This is a genomic window from Ruegeria sp. G2, from assembly GCF_056533505.1.
This window is the reverse complement of sequence record NZ_JBQFON010000007.1, coordinates 194,411-209,266: the sequence shown is the minus strand read 5'-3', so window position 1 is coordinate 209,266 and position 14,856 is coordinate 194,411. Positions and strand designations below refer to the sequence as shown.

The following is a 14,856-nucleotide window of genomic DNA, read 5'->3' as shown; positions in this document are numbered from 1 at the left end:
ACCACAGAGTTTTCCAAGACGCCGCCCGAGCCGGAAAACGGTTCCGGGCGGTGTTTTCATAAGAGAGACCGATTTATGGTATCAGCAGCAGAGCAAATGGCAGCCAACACAAGCTGGGCTGCCCTTGGTAAAGCCACCGATCTGCGCAACCGCATCCTGTTCACGCTTGCATTGCTGATCGTCTATCGTCTGGGCACCTTCATTCCGGTGCCTGGCATTGACGGTGCAGCCCTGCGCGAGTTCATGGAGCAGGCGGGGCAGGGCATCGGCGGCATGATTTCGATGTTCACCGGCGGGGCGCTGGGGCGGATGGGTATCTTTGCCCTCGGCATCATGCCCTACATTTCGGCCTCGATCATCGTACAGCTGCTGACATCGATGGTTCCCGCACTTGAGCAACTCAAGAAAGAGGGCGAGCAGGGACGCAAGAAGATCAACCAATACACCCGTTTCGGCACCGTGGCTCTGGCCACCGTTCAGGCTTATGGTCTGGCCGTTTCGCTGGAATCGGGCGATCTGGCAACCGATCCGGGCCTGTTCTTCCGTATGTCGACCATGATCACTCTGGTCGGCGGCACCATGTTCCTGATGTGGCTAGGTGAGCAGATCACTGCACGCGGCATCGGCAATGGTATTTCTCTGATCATCTTCGTCGGCATTATCGCCGAGGTCCCGGCTGCTCTGGCGCAGTTCTTTGCTTCGGGCCGCAGCGGCGCGATCAGCCCTGCCGTGATCGTGGGTGTGATCATCATGGTCATCGCGGTGATTACATTCGTGGTGTTCATGGAGCGGGCCCTGCGCAAGATCCACATCCAATACCCGCGCCGTCAGGCCGGTATGAAAGTCTATGAAGGCGGCTCCAGCCATCTGCCGGTCAAAGTGAACCCGGCGGGCGTGATCCCGGCGATTTTTGCAAGCTCGCTGCTGCTGCTCCCGGTGACGATCTCGACTTTCTCGTCGGGTGCCACAAATGGCCCGGTCATGTCGTGGCTGCTGGCCAACTTCGGCCCCGGACAGCCGCTTTATCTGCTGTTCTTCGCTTCGATGATCGTGTTCTTCGCCTATTTCTACACGTTCAACGTTTCGTTCAAGCCGGACGACGTGGCGGACAACCTGAAAAAGCAGAACGGTTTTGTGCCGGGTATCCGTCCCGGCAAGAAGACCGCCGAATATCTGGAATACGTGGTCAACCGCGTGCTGGTTCTGGGTTCGGCCTATCTGGCGGCCGTTTGTCTGCTGCCTGAAATCCTGCGGGGCCAGTTTGCTATCCCGTTCTATTTCGGCGGCACCTCGGTTCTGATTATCGTCTCTGTGACCATGGACACGATCCAACAAGTCCAGAGCCACCTGCTGGCGCATCAATACGAAGGGCTGATTGAAAAGTCCCAGCTGCGCGGCAAAAGCAAGAAACGCGGCAGAAAGGGAGCTGCTCGTCGATGAACATCATTCTTCTCGGCCCCCCGGGGGCAGGCAAAGGAACGCAGGCGCGTCACCTGGTTGAAACCCGCGGTATGGTGCAGCTGAGCACCGGAGACATGCTGCGCGAGGCCAAAACCTCGGGCACGGAAATGGGCCAGAAGGTTGCTGCGATCATGGACTCGGGCAAGCTGGTCACCGACGAGATCGTGATCGGCCTGATCGAAGAGAAACTGACCACCGAAAAAGGTGCTGGTTTCATCTTTGACGGCTTCCCTCGGACGCTGGCACAGGCCGATGCCCTATCGGCTCTGCTAACCAAGCTGGGCCAGTCACTGCATACGGTGATCGAGATGCGCGTGGACGATGACGCGCTGGTGGACCGGATCACGGCGCGATCAACCTGCGGCGGATGTGGTGAGGTCTACAACGACAACACCAAGCCGATTCCTGCGGATGGCAAATGCACCAATTGCGGCAAGGAAAATGACTTCGTCCGTCGTGCGGACGACAACGAAGACAGCCTGCGCACGCGCTTGATGGAATACTATAAGAAGACATCTCCGCTGATTGGCTATTACTACGCCAAAGGCGATCTGCGCCCGGTGAATGGGCTGGCGGATATCAAGGAAGTCACCGCTTCGATTGAGGCGGTTCTTGGCTGATATTAATATGGGCTTGACGGCACCGCCAAAAGCCCATATCGACCCCCATCCCTAAGGGGAATCAAGATCGCATGGGGGATTCGTCCCCAATGCCCCGACCACCTCGAATAATACTGGACCCTCTGGCGTCACTGCCACGGTCAAGTGTTGTGAAAAAAGGTTCCGGAGTTACGGAACCGCAACAAAAAGGAAAGTGACACGTGGCACGTATTGCCGGCGTAAACATCCCGACTGCAAAGCGGGTACCAATCGCCCTCACATATATCACCGGTATCGGAAACACCTCGGCCAAAGCGATCTGCGAAGCCGTAGGCATTGAAGCGCACCGTCGCGTCAACGAACTGTCCGACGCCGAAGTTCTGGCCATCCGCGAGCACATCGATGCGAACTTCACCGTTGAAGGTGACCTGCGTCGTGAAGTTCAGATGAACGTCAAGCGTCTGATGGACCTGGGCTGCTATCGCGGTCTGCGTCACCGCCGCAACCTGCCGGTTCGCGGTCAGCGTACCCACACCAATGCTCGTACTCGCAAAGGCCCCGCAAAGGCCATTGCCGGTAAGAAGAAATAAGGGAGGGTCTGACCGATGGCACGCGATAAGACTCGCATCAAGCGCAAAGAGCGCAAGAACATCGCATCGGGCGTTGCCCATGTGAACTCGACCTTCAACAACACCAAGATCCTGATCTCGGACGTACAGGGCAACGCCATTTCGTGGTCGTCTGCCGGCACCATGGGCTTCAAGGGATCGCGGAAATCGACACCCTACGCCGCTCAGATGGCTGCGGAAGACGCAGGCAAGAAGGCGCAGGAACATGGCGTCAAGACGCTGGAAGTCGAAGTTCAGGGCCCCGGTTCGGGTCGTGAATCGGCGCTGCGCGCGCTGGCTGCGGTGGGCTTCAACATCACGTCGATCCGCGACGTGACACCGATTGCTCACAACGGCTGCCGTCCGCCGAAGCGTCGTCGCGTCTAAGCGATTTTGAATTAGGCTGGGGCTGTGTTTTTGCACGGCCCCAGCACGTCATTTTGAACCTCGGGCGTCTGCACCTTGTTGGTCATGGGGCGCGGACAGGAATGGAGGGATTACATGATCCATAAGAATTGGGCAGAATTGATCAAGCCGACCCAGCTTGACGGCAAGCCGGGCAACGACCCTGCGCGTCAGGCAACCCTGGTTGCTGAGCCGCTGGAGCGTGGTTTCGGTTTGACTCTGGGCAACGCGCTGCGTCGCGTTCTGATGAGCTCGCTGCAAGGCGCGGCCATCACCAGCGTTCAGATCGACAACGTCCTGCACGAGTTCTCCTCGGTCGCGGGCGTGCGTGAAGACGTCACCGACATTATCCTGAACCTCAAGGGCGTATCCCTGCGCATGGAAGTCGAAGGCCCCAAGCGCCTGTCGATCAATGCCAAAGGCCCCGCCGTTGTCACCGCAGGCGACATCAGCGAAAGCGCCGGTATCGAGGTTCTGAACCGCGATCACGTCATCTGCCACCTGGACGATGGCGCCGACCTGTTCATGGAACTGACCGTCAACACCGGCAAGGGTTACGTCTCGGCTGAGAAGAACAAGCCCGAAGACGCGCCCATCGGCCTGATCCCGATCGACGCGATCTATTCGCCGGTCAAAAAGGTTGCCTATGACGTTCAGCCGACCCGCGAAGGTCAGGTTCTGGACTATGACAAGCTGACCCTGAAGATCGACACCGACGGTTCGATCACGCCGGAAGACGCGCTGGCCTTCGCCGCACGCATCCTGCAGGATCAGCTGTCAATTTTCGTGAACTTCGACGAGCCGGAATCGGCTGGCCGCCAGGACGAAGACGATGGTCTGGAGTTCAACCCGCTGCTGCTGAAGAAAGTGGACGAGCTGGAACTGTCTGTCCGTTCGGCAAACTGCCTGAAGAACGACAACATCGTTTACATCGGCGATCTGATCCAGAAGACCGAAGCCGAGATGCTGCGCACTCCGAACTTCGGCCGCAAGTCGCTGAACGAGATCAAGGAAGTGCTGTCCGGCATGGGTCTGCACCTTGGCATGGATGTCGAGGACTGGCCGCCCGACAACATCGAAGATCTGGCGAAGAAATTCGAAGACGCGTTCTAAGCGCGTCTTCCCCAATGCCCGGGTTGCCGGGGACTATATGGGCACTTCCGCCCCAAGGAGAGCCGGTGACACGCATCGCCGGCCAGACAAAGCAAAACGCGAAAGAAGGAACTAGAAAATGCGTCACGCACGTGGTTACCGCCGCCTGAACCGTACTCATGAGCACCGCAAGGCTCTGTTTGCAAACATGGCTGGCTCGCTCATCGAGCATGAGCAAATCAAAACAACTCTGCCGAAGGCAAAAGAACTGCGCCCGATCATCGAAAAGCTGGTCACTCTGGGCAAGCGCGGTGATCTTCACGCCCGTCGTCAGGCCGCTTCGCAGCTGAAAGAAGACAAAGACGTCGCAAAGCTGTTCGAGGTTCTTGGCCCCCGCTATGCCGAACGTCAGGGCGGTTATGTCCGCATCTTGAAAGCGGGTTTCCGCTATGGCGACATGGCTCCGATGGCGATCATCGAATTCGTTGATCGTGACGTCGACGCTAAAGGCGCGGCTGACAAAGCCCGCGTTGCTGCTGAAGAGGCTGCAGACGAATAATAAATTCTGACCATTTGGTCGGAAATAAACCTCCGCTCGGGCAACCGTGCGGAGGTTTTTCTGTTTTGAGGTTCAGATACGGGAATTGTCGGCCACGCCTATGCCTGCAGTGTGTCGACTAAGCTAGTCGCGGTCGCACAGTTCATCGGCTCTTGCATTCATGGCGCGGGCTTCGCATATCTTCGATCATTCCTGATTGGAGGTCACATGATCCGCAGTATTCTAGTGATAAGCCTGATGGTGGTGGCTGCGACTGCCTCAGCTGAAACGCGAGTGCCCCAATCACAGGCCGAGATTGGACTGGGTTTTGCCCCGGTAGTTCGGAAAGCTGCCCCGGCAGTGGTAAATATCTATGCCAAGATTATACGGGAAGGTCGAACCAATTCGCTGTTCTCAGACCCGTTCTTTCAGGACTTCTTTGGTCGGGGGTTTGGGGAGCCCCGTCAACGTATTCAGAACTCGCTCGGATCGGGCGTCGTTTTGTCGGAAGACGGCTATGTTGTGTCCAATTATCACGTGGTTGGGACAGCCACAGAGATACGGGTGGTGACCACGGACCGTCGTGAGTATTCGGCCAAGGTTGTGCTGGGCGATAAGGAAAGCGACATTGCCATCCTGCGGTTGGAGGAGGCGGGCGAGCTACCTTTTCTGCATCTGCGCGACTCCGATCATGTAGAAGTAGGTGAACTGGCGCTTGCGATCGGGAACCCGTTTGGGGTAGGGCAAACTGTGTCTTCAGGGATAATCTCGGGATTGGCGCGGACCGGTACAGCCACCGGTAATGCACGTGGATATTTCATCCAAACCGATGCGGCGATCAATCCCGGTAATTCCGGTGGTGCACTGATCGATGTGAATGGGGATTTGATCGGCATCAATACTTCGATTCTGACCCGGTCGGGAGGGTCAAACGGTATTGGATTTGCAATTCCGGCGAATTTGGTGGCGGAATTTCTACGTCAGGCGCGGGCAGGGAATGAAAGCTTCGTCAGCCCTTGGGCCGGTATGGCCGGTCAGCGCATGAGCGCGGATATTGCCGAGTCTTTAGGATTGGTCATCCCGATGGGCGTTGTGGTGTCGGACCTTCATGCGCTTAGTCCGCTGGCCGAAGCGGGCTTGCGGGTAGGCGATGTAGTCACGCATGTGGATGGGGATGAGGTGAATTCTCCAGCCGAGATGAAGTTTCGCATGGTGGTTGCCGGGGTGGGCGGCAAATCCGTGCTGACACGGCTACGGGGTGAGGAGCGTGCTGATATCGAAGTTGCATTGATCCGAGCGCCCGAAACGCCTGCCGCGAACGAGACGATTTTGGGCGAGGATACCGCGCTGCCGGGGCTTATAGTCTCCGGGGTCAATCCGGCGGTCATTGTGCGCCTCGGATTGAAGCTGTCTCAAACAGGTGTTGTTGTCGTCGATCCCGGACAATACGGCGCGCGGGCGGGCTTGCGTGCAGGGGATGTGCTTGAGGTTATAAACGGCGGCAAGATTGACGTGCCAGAAGATGTTGTTCAGGTTCTGACCGACCCGGGTCGCCGGGTTCAGGTTCAAATTGAACGCGGTGGGCGGACAATCTCATTGCGGTTCCGGATGTGATCCGTGAATGATCTGTTTGATACAGGGTCGAGCGAACCCACGGCTTCGCCGCACAGACCGCTAGCAGATCGGTTGCGTCCGCAATCCTTATCCGAGGTGATCGGGCAGGAACAAGTGTTGGGCCAGGATGCTCCGTTGGGAGTGATGCTGGCTTCTGGAAGCCTGTCGAGCCTGATCTTTTGGGGGCCTCCGGGCGTAGGTAAGACGACAATTGCCCGGTTGCTCGCGCAGGAAACTGATCTGCATTTCGTACAGATCAGTGCTATCTTTACCGGTGTTCCGGATCTGAAGAAGGTGTTCGAAGCCGCCAAGATCCGCCGTCAGAACGGGCAGGGCACTTTGCTGTTCGTTGACGAAATCCATCGCTTCAACAAAGCCCAACAGGACGGGTTTCTGCCGCATATGGAAGACGGCACGATCCTTCTGGTCGGCGCGACCACCGAAAACCCGTCCTTCGAATTGAACGCAGCGGTGCTCAGCCGATCTCAGGTGCTGGTGCTGGAACGTCTCAGCCTCGCTGATCTTGAACGCTTGACCCAACGGGCCGAGAAAGAGCTGGACCGTGCCTTGCCCCTAACCCCTGCGGCGCGCGAAGCGCTGCAGGAAATGGCGGATGGCGACGGGCGCGCGCTGTTGAACCTGATCGAACAGGTTGCCGCCTGGACCGTGGAAACCGCCCTGGATTCTGATGCGCTGTCGACGCGTCTGATGCGGCGGGCAGCGAAATACGACAAATCGGGGGACGAGCACTACAACCTTATTTCGGCCCTGCACAAATCGGTGCGCGGCTCGGATCCCGACGCGGCGCTCTATTGGTTCGCGCGGATGCTGACAGGGGGTGAAGACCCGCGCTATCTGGCACGCCGGATCACGCGAATGGCGGTCGAGGATATCGGACTGGCCGATCCGCAGGCGCAATCAATCTGTCTTCATAGCTGGGAAACCTACGAACGGCTGGGCTCGCCCGAGGGCGAATTGGCACTGGCACAAGCGTTGGTGTATCTGGCGCTCGCTCCAAAATCGAACGGGGCTTATGTGGGGTACAAGGCAGCGATGCGGTTGGCAAAACAATCGGGCAGTGAACCGCCGCCCAAACATATTCTTAACGCACCGACATCGCTGATGAAGGATCAGGGATATGGGGCAGGTTACGCCTATGACCACGATGCCGAAGATGGGTTCTCGGGTCAGAACTATTTCCCGGATGATATGAAGCGCCCGGTTCTCTATCAGCCGGTCGAGCGCGGTTTTGAGCGAGAACTAAAAAAACGGTTGGAGTACTTTGCCAAACTGAGAACGCAGCGCAATCCGGGCTAGGCTTGACTCTGCACCCGATGCGCGCGACAGACGCGCATGATTTCTAAGGCACTGAAACAAGCACAATCCGGGCGGATCAGCCGCGCGGAAAAAGGGGCAATGGCATGAGCGGCGTACAGGTGATCACCGTAGCAGAGGGCGATGGCGAACAGCGGTTGGATCGTTGGCTGCGCCGGCTGTTTCCCCATGTCAGCCAAGGCCGGATCGAGAAGATGTGTCGCAAGGGTGAGCTGCGCGTTGATGGCGGGCGGGTCAAAGCCGCGACTCGATTGGAGGTCGGGCAGTCCGTGCGTGTGCCCCCGCTACCGGATGCGGACCATAAGCCGGCAGTCGTAAAGCACCGTGTCTCGGACGCCGACGCAAAGATGATCCAGTCTTGCGTGATCTATAAGGACGATCACGTGCTGGCGCTGAACAAACCACATGGGCTGCCGGTGCAGGGCGGAAGCGGTCAGACGCGCCATGTGGACAGCCTGTCAGAAGCGTTGCGCTTTGGGTACGATGAGAACCCACGCCTTGTGCATCGGTTGGATAAGGACACATCTGGGGTGCTGTTGATGGCCCGCACGCGCGAAGCCGCCAAGGGGCTGACCGCAGCGTTCCGGCATCGCAACACCCAAAAGATTTATTGGGCGCTCGTTGCAGGGGTGCCGACGCCATATCTGGGTGAGATCAAGACCGGTCTGGTCAAGGCTCCGGGACATGGCAAACAGGGCGAAGGCGAGAAGATGATCGCTGTTCATCCGAGCGAAGTGAACGATACGCCCGGCGCAAAACGCGCGCATACGCTCTATGCCACGCTCTACCGTGTGGCGGGCCGGGCCGCATGGGTTGCAATGGAGCCGGTAACCGGCCGGACACATCAACTGCGTGCGCATATGGCAGCGATCGGCCACCCTATCATCGGAGATGGAAAATACGGTGGCTCGGGGCAGGAAAACCTCGGCGATGGTTGGGGGGCTCAGCTGGGCGGCATCATCAGCAAGAAACTTCATCTGCACGCCCGCAGCCTGTCATTTGAGCATCCGGAAACACGAAAACCCATCACGATCACAGCCCCATTGCCAGACCACATGAAGCACAGTTGGGATACACTTGGTTGGACTGAGGATCTAGCATCCGACGATCCGTTCGAGCAGCTGCGATGAGTGCGCCCTTGCGGCTGGTTCTGTTCGACGTCGATGGCACGCTTGTCGATAGTCAGGGTGCCATCGTGTCGGCGATGACTGCCAGCTTTCAGGCGCAGTCTTTGCCAGTGCCGAGCCGAAACGCAATCCTGTCCATTGTTGGCTTGTCTCTGCCCCATGCGATGGCAAATCTTGCGCAAGATCAGTCCGATCTGGTGCAGAACGCGCTAGTTGATGGCTACAAACAGGCCTATCACGCGCAACGGTTAGAGCAGGGCGCAGCCAGCTCGCCGCTTTATCCGGGCGCTCGGGAAGTAATTCAGGCACTCCATGATATGCCCGAGGTGCTGCTGGGCGTTGCGACCGGGAAATCCAAGCGTGGACTGGATGCGCTGCTAGAGGCGCATGGGTTGGAGCAGTATTTCATCACTCGGCAGGTGGCCGATCATCACCCGTCAAAACCGCATCCATCGATGATCGAAACGGCGCTGGCTGAAACCGACGTGGGGGCCGCTCATTCGGTCATGGTAGGCGATACCAGTTTTGACATGGAAATGGCTGCTGCCGCGCAGGTCGCAGGGATCGGAGTGAGCTGGGGATACCATGATCGATCAGCCCTGAGAGATGCCCAATACGTGATCGAGAGCTTCGAAGAATTGCCAATTACACTGGCCAACATCTGGGACTGAAAAATATGAGCGACTGGAAACCAAAACGCTTCTGGACCTCAGGCGCGGTCGTTGAGATCGACAACGGTTACACGGTTGAGCTGGATGGTCGTCGTGTCAAGACGCCGGCAAAAGCAGCGCTGGTTCTTCCCACGCATACCATGGCGCAGGCCATTGCGGATGAATGGGACGCGCAGGAAAAAGAGGTCGATCCGACCACGATGCCTTTCACCCGTTCGGCCAACGCGGCGATCGACAAGGTGCAGCATCAGCATGGTGAGGTTGCCGATATGCTGGCAGATTATGGTGATTCGGATTTGTTGTGCTATCGGGCGACGCACCCCGAGACTTTGCAAAACCGGCAGGCAAATGATTGGGACCCTGCTTTGGATTGGGCTGCCGATGCGCTGGGCGCACGATTAATTTCGCGCGTGGGCGTGGTGCATCAACCGCAAGACACAGAAACGCTGCAAACGTTGCGCGACCGGGTGCATGCGCTCAATGCCTTTCAATTGGCGGCGTTTCACGATCTTGTCAGTCTGTCCGGATCATTGATTCTTGGATTTGCCGTGGCTTTGGATTGGCGAGCGCCAGAGGAGATCTGGCATATTTCCCGGTTGGATGAGCTGTGGCAGATCGAACAGTGGGGTCATGATGACGAGGCACACGCTGCAGCCGAAGTAAAAAAAGCAGCGTTTTTGCATGCCAAGCGTTTCTTCGACATCTCGATCTGAGACTTTTTGAGCTCAAATCGTGATTTTGAGCCCCTTTTTGCCCAAATTGATCAATCGTTTTCAATGATCCAGCCCTTGACGTTTGTTGATGAATACGCCCAAACTCGGGCCACTAAAGGGGAGACACCTTTTGGGTAACCTTTCTGGCGCGTATAGTGCCGGATCGAACCGTCCCATAAAGGGATGGAAAATCAGGAAGAGGTAAAAATGAAAAAATCCGTAATCTTGGGCATGGCAACCATTGCCGGCCTGGCTGCTGGCGCAGCTGCGGCGGGGACTGTTGACGATGTCAAAGCACGCGGCAAGCTGAACTGCGGTGTGACCACCGGTCTGGTCGGCTTTGCTGCACCCGACGCGAATGGCGAATGGCAGGGCTTTGACGTCTCACTGTGCCGTGCTGTTGCAGCCGCTGTACTGGGCGATGCAAGCGCTGTTGAATTTGTCCCGACCACCGGCAAGACTCGCTTTACCGCGCTGGCTTCGGGTGAGATCGACATGCTGGCTCGTAACACCACTTGGACATTCAGCCGCGACGTAGACCTGAAGTTCGAATTCGTCGGTGTGAACTACTACGACGGTCAGGGCTTTATGGTTCCCAAAGCACTGGGCGTAAGCTCGGCCAAGGAACTGGACGGCGCAACCGTGTGCATCCAGACCGGCACCACAACCGAGCTGAACCTGGCGGACTTCTTCCGCTCGAACAACATCAGCTATGAGCCGGTTCCGATCGAAACCAACGCCGAAGCACAGCAGCAGTATCTAGCTGGCGCATGTGACGTTTACACCACCGACGCATCGGGCCTGGCTGCTACTCGCGCCACGTTCGAAAACCCTGGTGACCACGTCCTGCTGCCCGAAATCATCTCGAAAGAGCCTCTGGGCCCGCTGGTCCGTCACGGCGATCACGAGTGGGGCGACGTTGTCCGCTGGACTCTGAACGCTCTGGTTTCTGCTGAAGAGCTGGGCGTGACCTCGGCCAATATCGATGAGCTGAGCGCCGGCGCAGGTGACAACCCCGAAGTGAACCGTCTGCTGGGTACCGAAGGTACTCTGGGCGAAATGCTGGGTCTGGACGCTGACTGGGCTGCCAAGGCGATTAAAGCTGGTGGTAACTATGGCGAAGTCTTCGCCAAGAACATCGGTGAAGAAACTCCGATTGGTCTGGCTCGCGGCCTGAACGCACAGTGGACCGAAGGTGGCCTGCTGTATTCGCCGCCGTTCCGCTAAAATCCATTGGAAAGGGCGCAGGGCAACCTGCGCCCTTTTCTCATCAGAATGCTACGAGTTGCTCAAGAGTGGGGAGAACCCCGCCGACAATGAAGCGCTCGAAAAGCACGGGGATTCCTAAATATGTCAACTATGACTGACCCACCGAAAGCTGACTTTCGGTTGTCTATGCTCATAAACGACACCCGCTATCGCTCACTGACATTTCAGGTGATTGCGGCCGTCGTTATTGCGCTTTCCATCTGGTATCTTGGCAACAACCTGATCCAGAACCTCAGGGCCGCCGGCCTCAACATTTCCTACACATTTCTGGGCGACCCTTCGGGGTACGACATTAACCAGCGTTTGATTGAATATGACAGCCAGTCTTCGCATGGGCGCGCCGCTATTGTTGGAATTCTCAATACGCTGCTTGTCGCTGTTCTTGCCTGTGTTACAGCAACGGTGTTTGGTGTGATAGCGGGCGTATTGCGTCTGTCGAACAACTGGCTCGTGTCAAAGTTGATGGCCGTCTATGTCGAGATCTTCCGGAACATCCCGGTCCTGATCTGGATCATCATCATCTTCACAATCATGACGGCAGTATTGCCAGGGCCCAGAGCCTTCCGCGGCGATAACCCAACATCCAGCATGTTGTTTGACTTGTTCGCTTTCACCAACCGTGGTGTCTATATCCCGCGTCCGGAATTCGCCAATGGCTTGTTCAGCGCCACAATTTTGAATTGGGTTGTGGTGATCGTGTTTTTGGTCGGTTCTTGGTTTGCGTCTCGCGAAATTGAAAAACGCGCCACGCTGAAGCAGGAACAAACTGGTGAGCGTCCGAAAACCGGCCTTGTGAAACTGGCCGTTTGGCTGGTGCCTTTTGCGCTGCTGATGGCGGTGATGGGTCTGACTTGGAACATTCCCGAGCTGAAGGGCTTTAACTTCAGCGGTGGTATCAAAATCGGTGGCCCGCTGATCGCTTTGTGGTTTGCCTTGTCGATTTATACCGGTGCCTTCATCGCGGAAAACGTTCGCGCGGGTATTCAGGCGATCTCGAAAGGTCAAACCGAAGCTGCAGCTGCACTGGGTTTGCGCCCCGGGCGGATCATGAATCTGGTGATCCTGCCGCAAGCGCTGCGGGTGATCATCCCGCCGCTGATTTCGCAGTATCTGAACATCACCAAGAACTCGTCGCTGGCGATTGCCGTGGGCTATGCGGATATTACCGCAACGTTGGGTGGCATCACGCTAAACCAGACCGGTCGTGCGATCGAGTGTGTTCTGTTGCTGATGCTGTTCTATCTGACCGCTTCGCTGCTGATCTCAATGGTGATGAACGTCTACAACGCATCCGTCAAGTTGAAGGAGCGCTGAGCCATGGCTGATCAAACAACAAACCCGATCGCCTTTGTGGCCGATGGCACCATTCCTCCGTCGCCACCACCAGCGAACCAGACGGGTATTGTGAAGTGGTTGCGAGAGAATCTTTTCTCTGGCGCAACCAATACAATCCTGACTGTCCTGTCGCTGATGTTGATCTATGTGCTTCTGAAGAACACGTTGCCATGGATCCTGAATGGAGTGTGGAACGCGAACTCGCTTGCGGAATGCCGAGAGATTCTCGCCGGTAAAACAGGTGCGTGTTTCGCGGTTCTGACCGAACGCTGGCCTCAGCTTATCTACGGGTTCAAATACCCTACCGATGCGTATTGGCGGCCTAATCTGGCATTCGTACTGATGCTAGCGGCGGTTGCACCGGTCCTGTTCTTCGATCTACCGCGCAAACTACTGATCTTTACAGCCCTCTATCCCTTTATTGCCTTCTGGCTGATATGGGGTGGCACGATCTTGGTACCCTTCGTTGCCCTACTTGGCTGCGTTGCTGCGGGTGCTGTCTTTCAGAAGCTCGGGAAGAACAGTTTTGCCGCTGGATTTTTCGGGGCCATTATCGTTGCTTTGGTTGTCTGGAAGCTTGGCGGTGCTTTGATCCCAGAGGACGCGTCCGAGGGGGCATGGCTTTCCGCTGTTCCCAGCCGCGATCTAGGTGGCTTCATGCTCAACATGATGCTGGGCTTGGCCTGCGTTTCGTTGTCTGTCCCGTTAGGGATCGCACTTGCGCTGGGCCGTCAGTCGAACATGCCGCTGATCAAGTGGGTCTGCGTCATCTTCATCGAATTCATCCGTGGTGTGCCTTTGATCACACTGCTGTTTGTGGCTTCGGTGATGCTGTCGTATTTCTTCCCGCCTGACAGCACGGTCGACCTGTTCCTGCGCGTTGTGATCATGATCACCATGTTCTCGGCCGCCTATATTGCCGAGGTGATCCGCGGTGGTCTGGCAGCGCTTCCACGTGGACAGTACGAGGCAGCAGACAGTCTTGGTTTGGATTACCCGCAGGCGATGCGGCTTATCATCCTGCCGCAGGCATTGAAGATATCGATCCCCGGTATCGTGAACGTGGCCGTGGGCCTGTTCAAGGACACCACACTGGTTTCGGTCATCTCAATGTTCGATCTAGTGGGCATGATCCGGGGTCCCATCCTGGCGTCGACCGAATGGAACGGCGTCTATTGGGAACTTCTGGGCTTTGCCGCGCTTCTGTTCTTCGTCGTCTGCTACGGCATCTCTCAATATTCCCAGTGGCTCGAGCGTCGCCTTGCCACGGATCATCATTAAGGAGTTCAACATATGTCTGAACTTGCAATTGACCGCGAAATCGACCGCACCAAGATGCAGGTGAGCGACGAGGTCGCCATCGAAATCAACAACATGAACAAGTGGTACGGGTCCTTCCACGTACTGCGCGACATCAATCTGACCGTCAATCAGGGCGAGCGAATCGTGATCGCGGGGCCGTCCGGGTCTGGTAAGTCCACCCTGATCCGCTGCTTGAACGCGCTGGAAGAGCACCAGCAAGGCACGATTGTCGTGGATGGGACGGAACTGTCGAATGACCTCAAGAACATCGACAAGATCCGGTCCGAGGTTGGCATGGTGTTCCAGCACTTCAACCTGTTCCCGCATCTGACCATTCTGGAAAACTGCACGCTGGCACCGATCTGGGTACGTAAAACGCCCAAGAAAGAAGCCGAAGAACGCGCGATGCATTTCCTGGAAAAGGTGAAGATCCCGGATCAGGCGCTGAAATATCCCGGTCAGCTATCCGGTGGTCAGCAGCAGCGAGTGGCGATTGCTCGCTCGCTGTGTATGATGCCGCGGATCATGTTGTTCGATGAACCGACATCGGCGCTGGACCCCGAGATGATCAAAGAGGTGCTCGACACCATGATCGAACTGGCCGAGGAAGGCATGACCATGCTGTGTGTGACCCACGAGATGGGTTTCGCACGCCAGGTTGCCAACCGTGTGATCTTTATGGACGCAGGCCAGATCGTGGAACAGAACGAACCGGAAGAGTTCTTCAACAACCCTCAGAGCGAACGGACCAAATTGTTCCTAAGCCAAATTCTGGGTCATTGAACCG

General features: G+C 57.0%; 15 protein-coding genes. All 15 read left to right on the top strand.

From position 1 onward, the window contains the following. The first annotated feature begins 75 nt into the window (after nucleotides 1–75). The 15 genes from secY to ACR0DU_RS14575 all read left to right on the top strand — a co-directional run bounded on the left by secY (nucleotide 76) and on the right by ACR0DU_RS14575 (nucleotide 14,852). Nucleotides 76–1,440, top strand: a complete 1,365-nt coding sequence (secY, locus tag ACR0DU_RS14645) for a preprotein translocase subunit SecY (protein WP_480875535.1) — start codon at nucleotides 76–78, stop codon at nucleotides 1,438–1,440. After that, the gene (locus tag ACR0DU_RS14640) at nucleotides 1,437–2,081 is read left to right on the top strand and encodes an adenylate kinase (protein WP_170781602.1); all 645 of its coding nucleotides are present in this window, start codon (nucleotides 1,437–1,439) and stop codon (nucleotides 2,079–2,081) included. Before secY ends, ACR0DU_RS14640 begins: the two co-directional genes overlap by 4 nt. A gap of 200 nt (nucleotides 2,082–2,281) precedes the next feature. Further along, the gene (gene rpsM, locus ACR0DU_RS14635; protein WP_008757392.1) at nucleotides 2,282–2,650 is read left to right on the top strand and encodes a 30S ribosomal protein S13; all 369 of its coding nucleotides are present in this window, start codon (nucleotides 2,282–2,284) and stop codon (nucleotides 2,648–2,650) included. A 15-nt stretch (nucleotides 2,651–2,665) separates the two neighbouring features. Beyond that, entirely contained in the window at nucleotides 2,666–3,055 is a 390-nt protein-coding gene (rpsK, locus tag ACR0DU_RS14630) for a 30S ribosomal protein S11 (RefSeq protein WP_170462414.1), read from the top strand. 114 nt (nucleotides 3,056–3,169) lie between these two features. Then, nucleotides 3,170–4,186 carry a DNA-directed RNA polymerase subunit alpha gene (locus ACR0DU_RS14625; RefSeq protein ID WP_010437127.1) on the top strand — a complete coding sequence of 339 codons (1,017 nt, stop codon included), beginning with the start codon at nucleotides 3,170–3,172 and terminating at the stop codon, nucleotides 4,184–4,186. 118 nt (nucleotides 4,187–4,304) lie between these two features. Then, the gene (rplQ, locus tag ACR0DU_RS14620; RefSeq protein WP_010437128.1) at nucleotides 4,305–4,724 is read left to right on the top strand and encodes a 50S ribosomal protein L17; all 420 of its coding nucleotides are present in this window, start codon (nucleotides 4,305–4,307) and stop codon (nucleotides 4,722–4,724) included. 207 nt (nucleotides 4,725–4,931) lie between these two features. Then, nucleotides 4,932–6,317 carry a trypsin-like peptidase domain-containing protein gene (locus ACR0DU_RS14615; protein WP_480875531.1) on the top strand — a complete coding sequence of 462 codons (1,386 nt, stop codon included), beginning with the start codon at nucleotides 4,932–4,934 and terminating at the stop codon, nucleotides 6,315–6,317. Nucleotides 6,318–6,320: 3 nt separating this feature from the next. Continuing rightward, nucleotides 6,321–7,634, top strand: a complete 1,314-nt coding sequence (locus tag ACR0DU_RS14610; protein WP_170544307.1) for a replication-associated recombination protein A — start codon at nucleotides 6,321–6,323, stop codon at nucleotides 7,632–7,634. A 104-nt stretch (nucleotides 7,635–7,738) separates the two neighbouring features. Further along, complete coding sequence (locus ACR0DU_RS14605; protein WP_170478221.1) at nucleotides 7,739–8,782, top strand: RluA family pseudouridine synthase; 1,044 nt, start codon at nucleotides 7,739–7,741, stop codon at nucleotides 8,780–8,782. Further along, nucleotides 8,779–9,450 carry an HAD-IA family hydrolase gene (locus ACR0DU_RS14600; RefSeq protein WP_480875528.1) on the top strand — a complete coding sequence of 224 codons (672 nt, stop codon included), beginning with the start codon at nucleotides 8,779–8,781 and terminating at the stop codon, nucleotides 9,448–9,450. Before ACR0DU_RS14605 ends, ACR0DU_RS14600 begins: the two co-directional genes overlap by 4 nt. Nucleotides 9,451–9,455: 5 nt before the next feature. Next, the gene (locus ACR0DU_RS14595) at nucleotides 9,456–10,163 is read left to right on the top strand and encodes an ATP12 family chaperone protein (protein ID WP_480875525.1); all 708 of its coding nucleotides are present in this window, start codon (nucleotides 9,456–9,458) and stop codon (nucleotides 10,161–10,163) included. A gap of 207 nt (nucleotides 10,164–10,370) precedes the next feature. Next, entirely contained in the window at nucleotides 10,371–11,390 is a 1,020-nt protein-coding gene (locus ACR0DU_RS14590) for an amino acid ABC transporter substrate-binding protein (RefSeq protein ID WP_010437135.1), read from the top strand. A 123-nt stretch (nucleotides 11,391–11,513) separates the two neighbouring features. Further along, a complete protein-coding gene (locus ACR0DU_RS14585; RefSeq protein ID WP_170478212.1) occupies nucleotides 11,514–12,746 on the top strand; it encodes an amino acid ABC transporter permease in 1,233 nt (410 codons plus the stop codon). A gap of 3 nt (nucleotides 12,747–12,749) precedes the next feature. After that, entirely contained in the window at nucleotides 12,750–14,048 is a 1,299-nt protein-coding gene (locus ACR0DU_RS14580) for an amino acid ABC transporter permease (RefSeq protein WP_170781596.1), read from the top strand. A gap of 12 nt (nucleotides 14,049–14,060) precedes the next feature. After that, a complete protein-coding gene (locus ACR0DU_RS14575; RefSeq protein ID WP_029621560.1) occupies nucleotides 14,061–14,852 on the top strand; it encodes an amino acid ABC transporter ATP-binding protein in 792 nt (263 codons plus the stop codon). The last annotated feature ends 4 nt before the right edge of the window (nucleotides 14,853–14,856 follow it).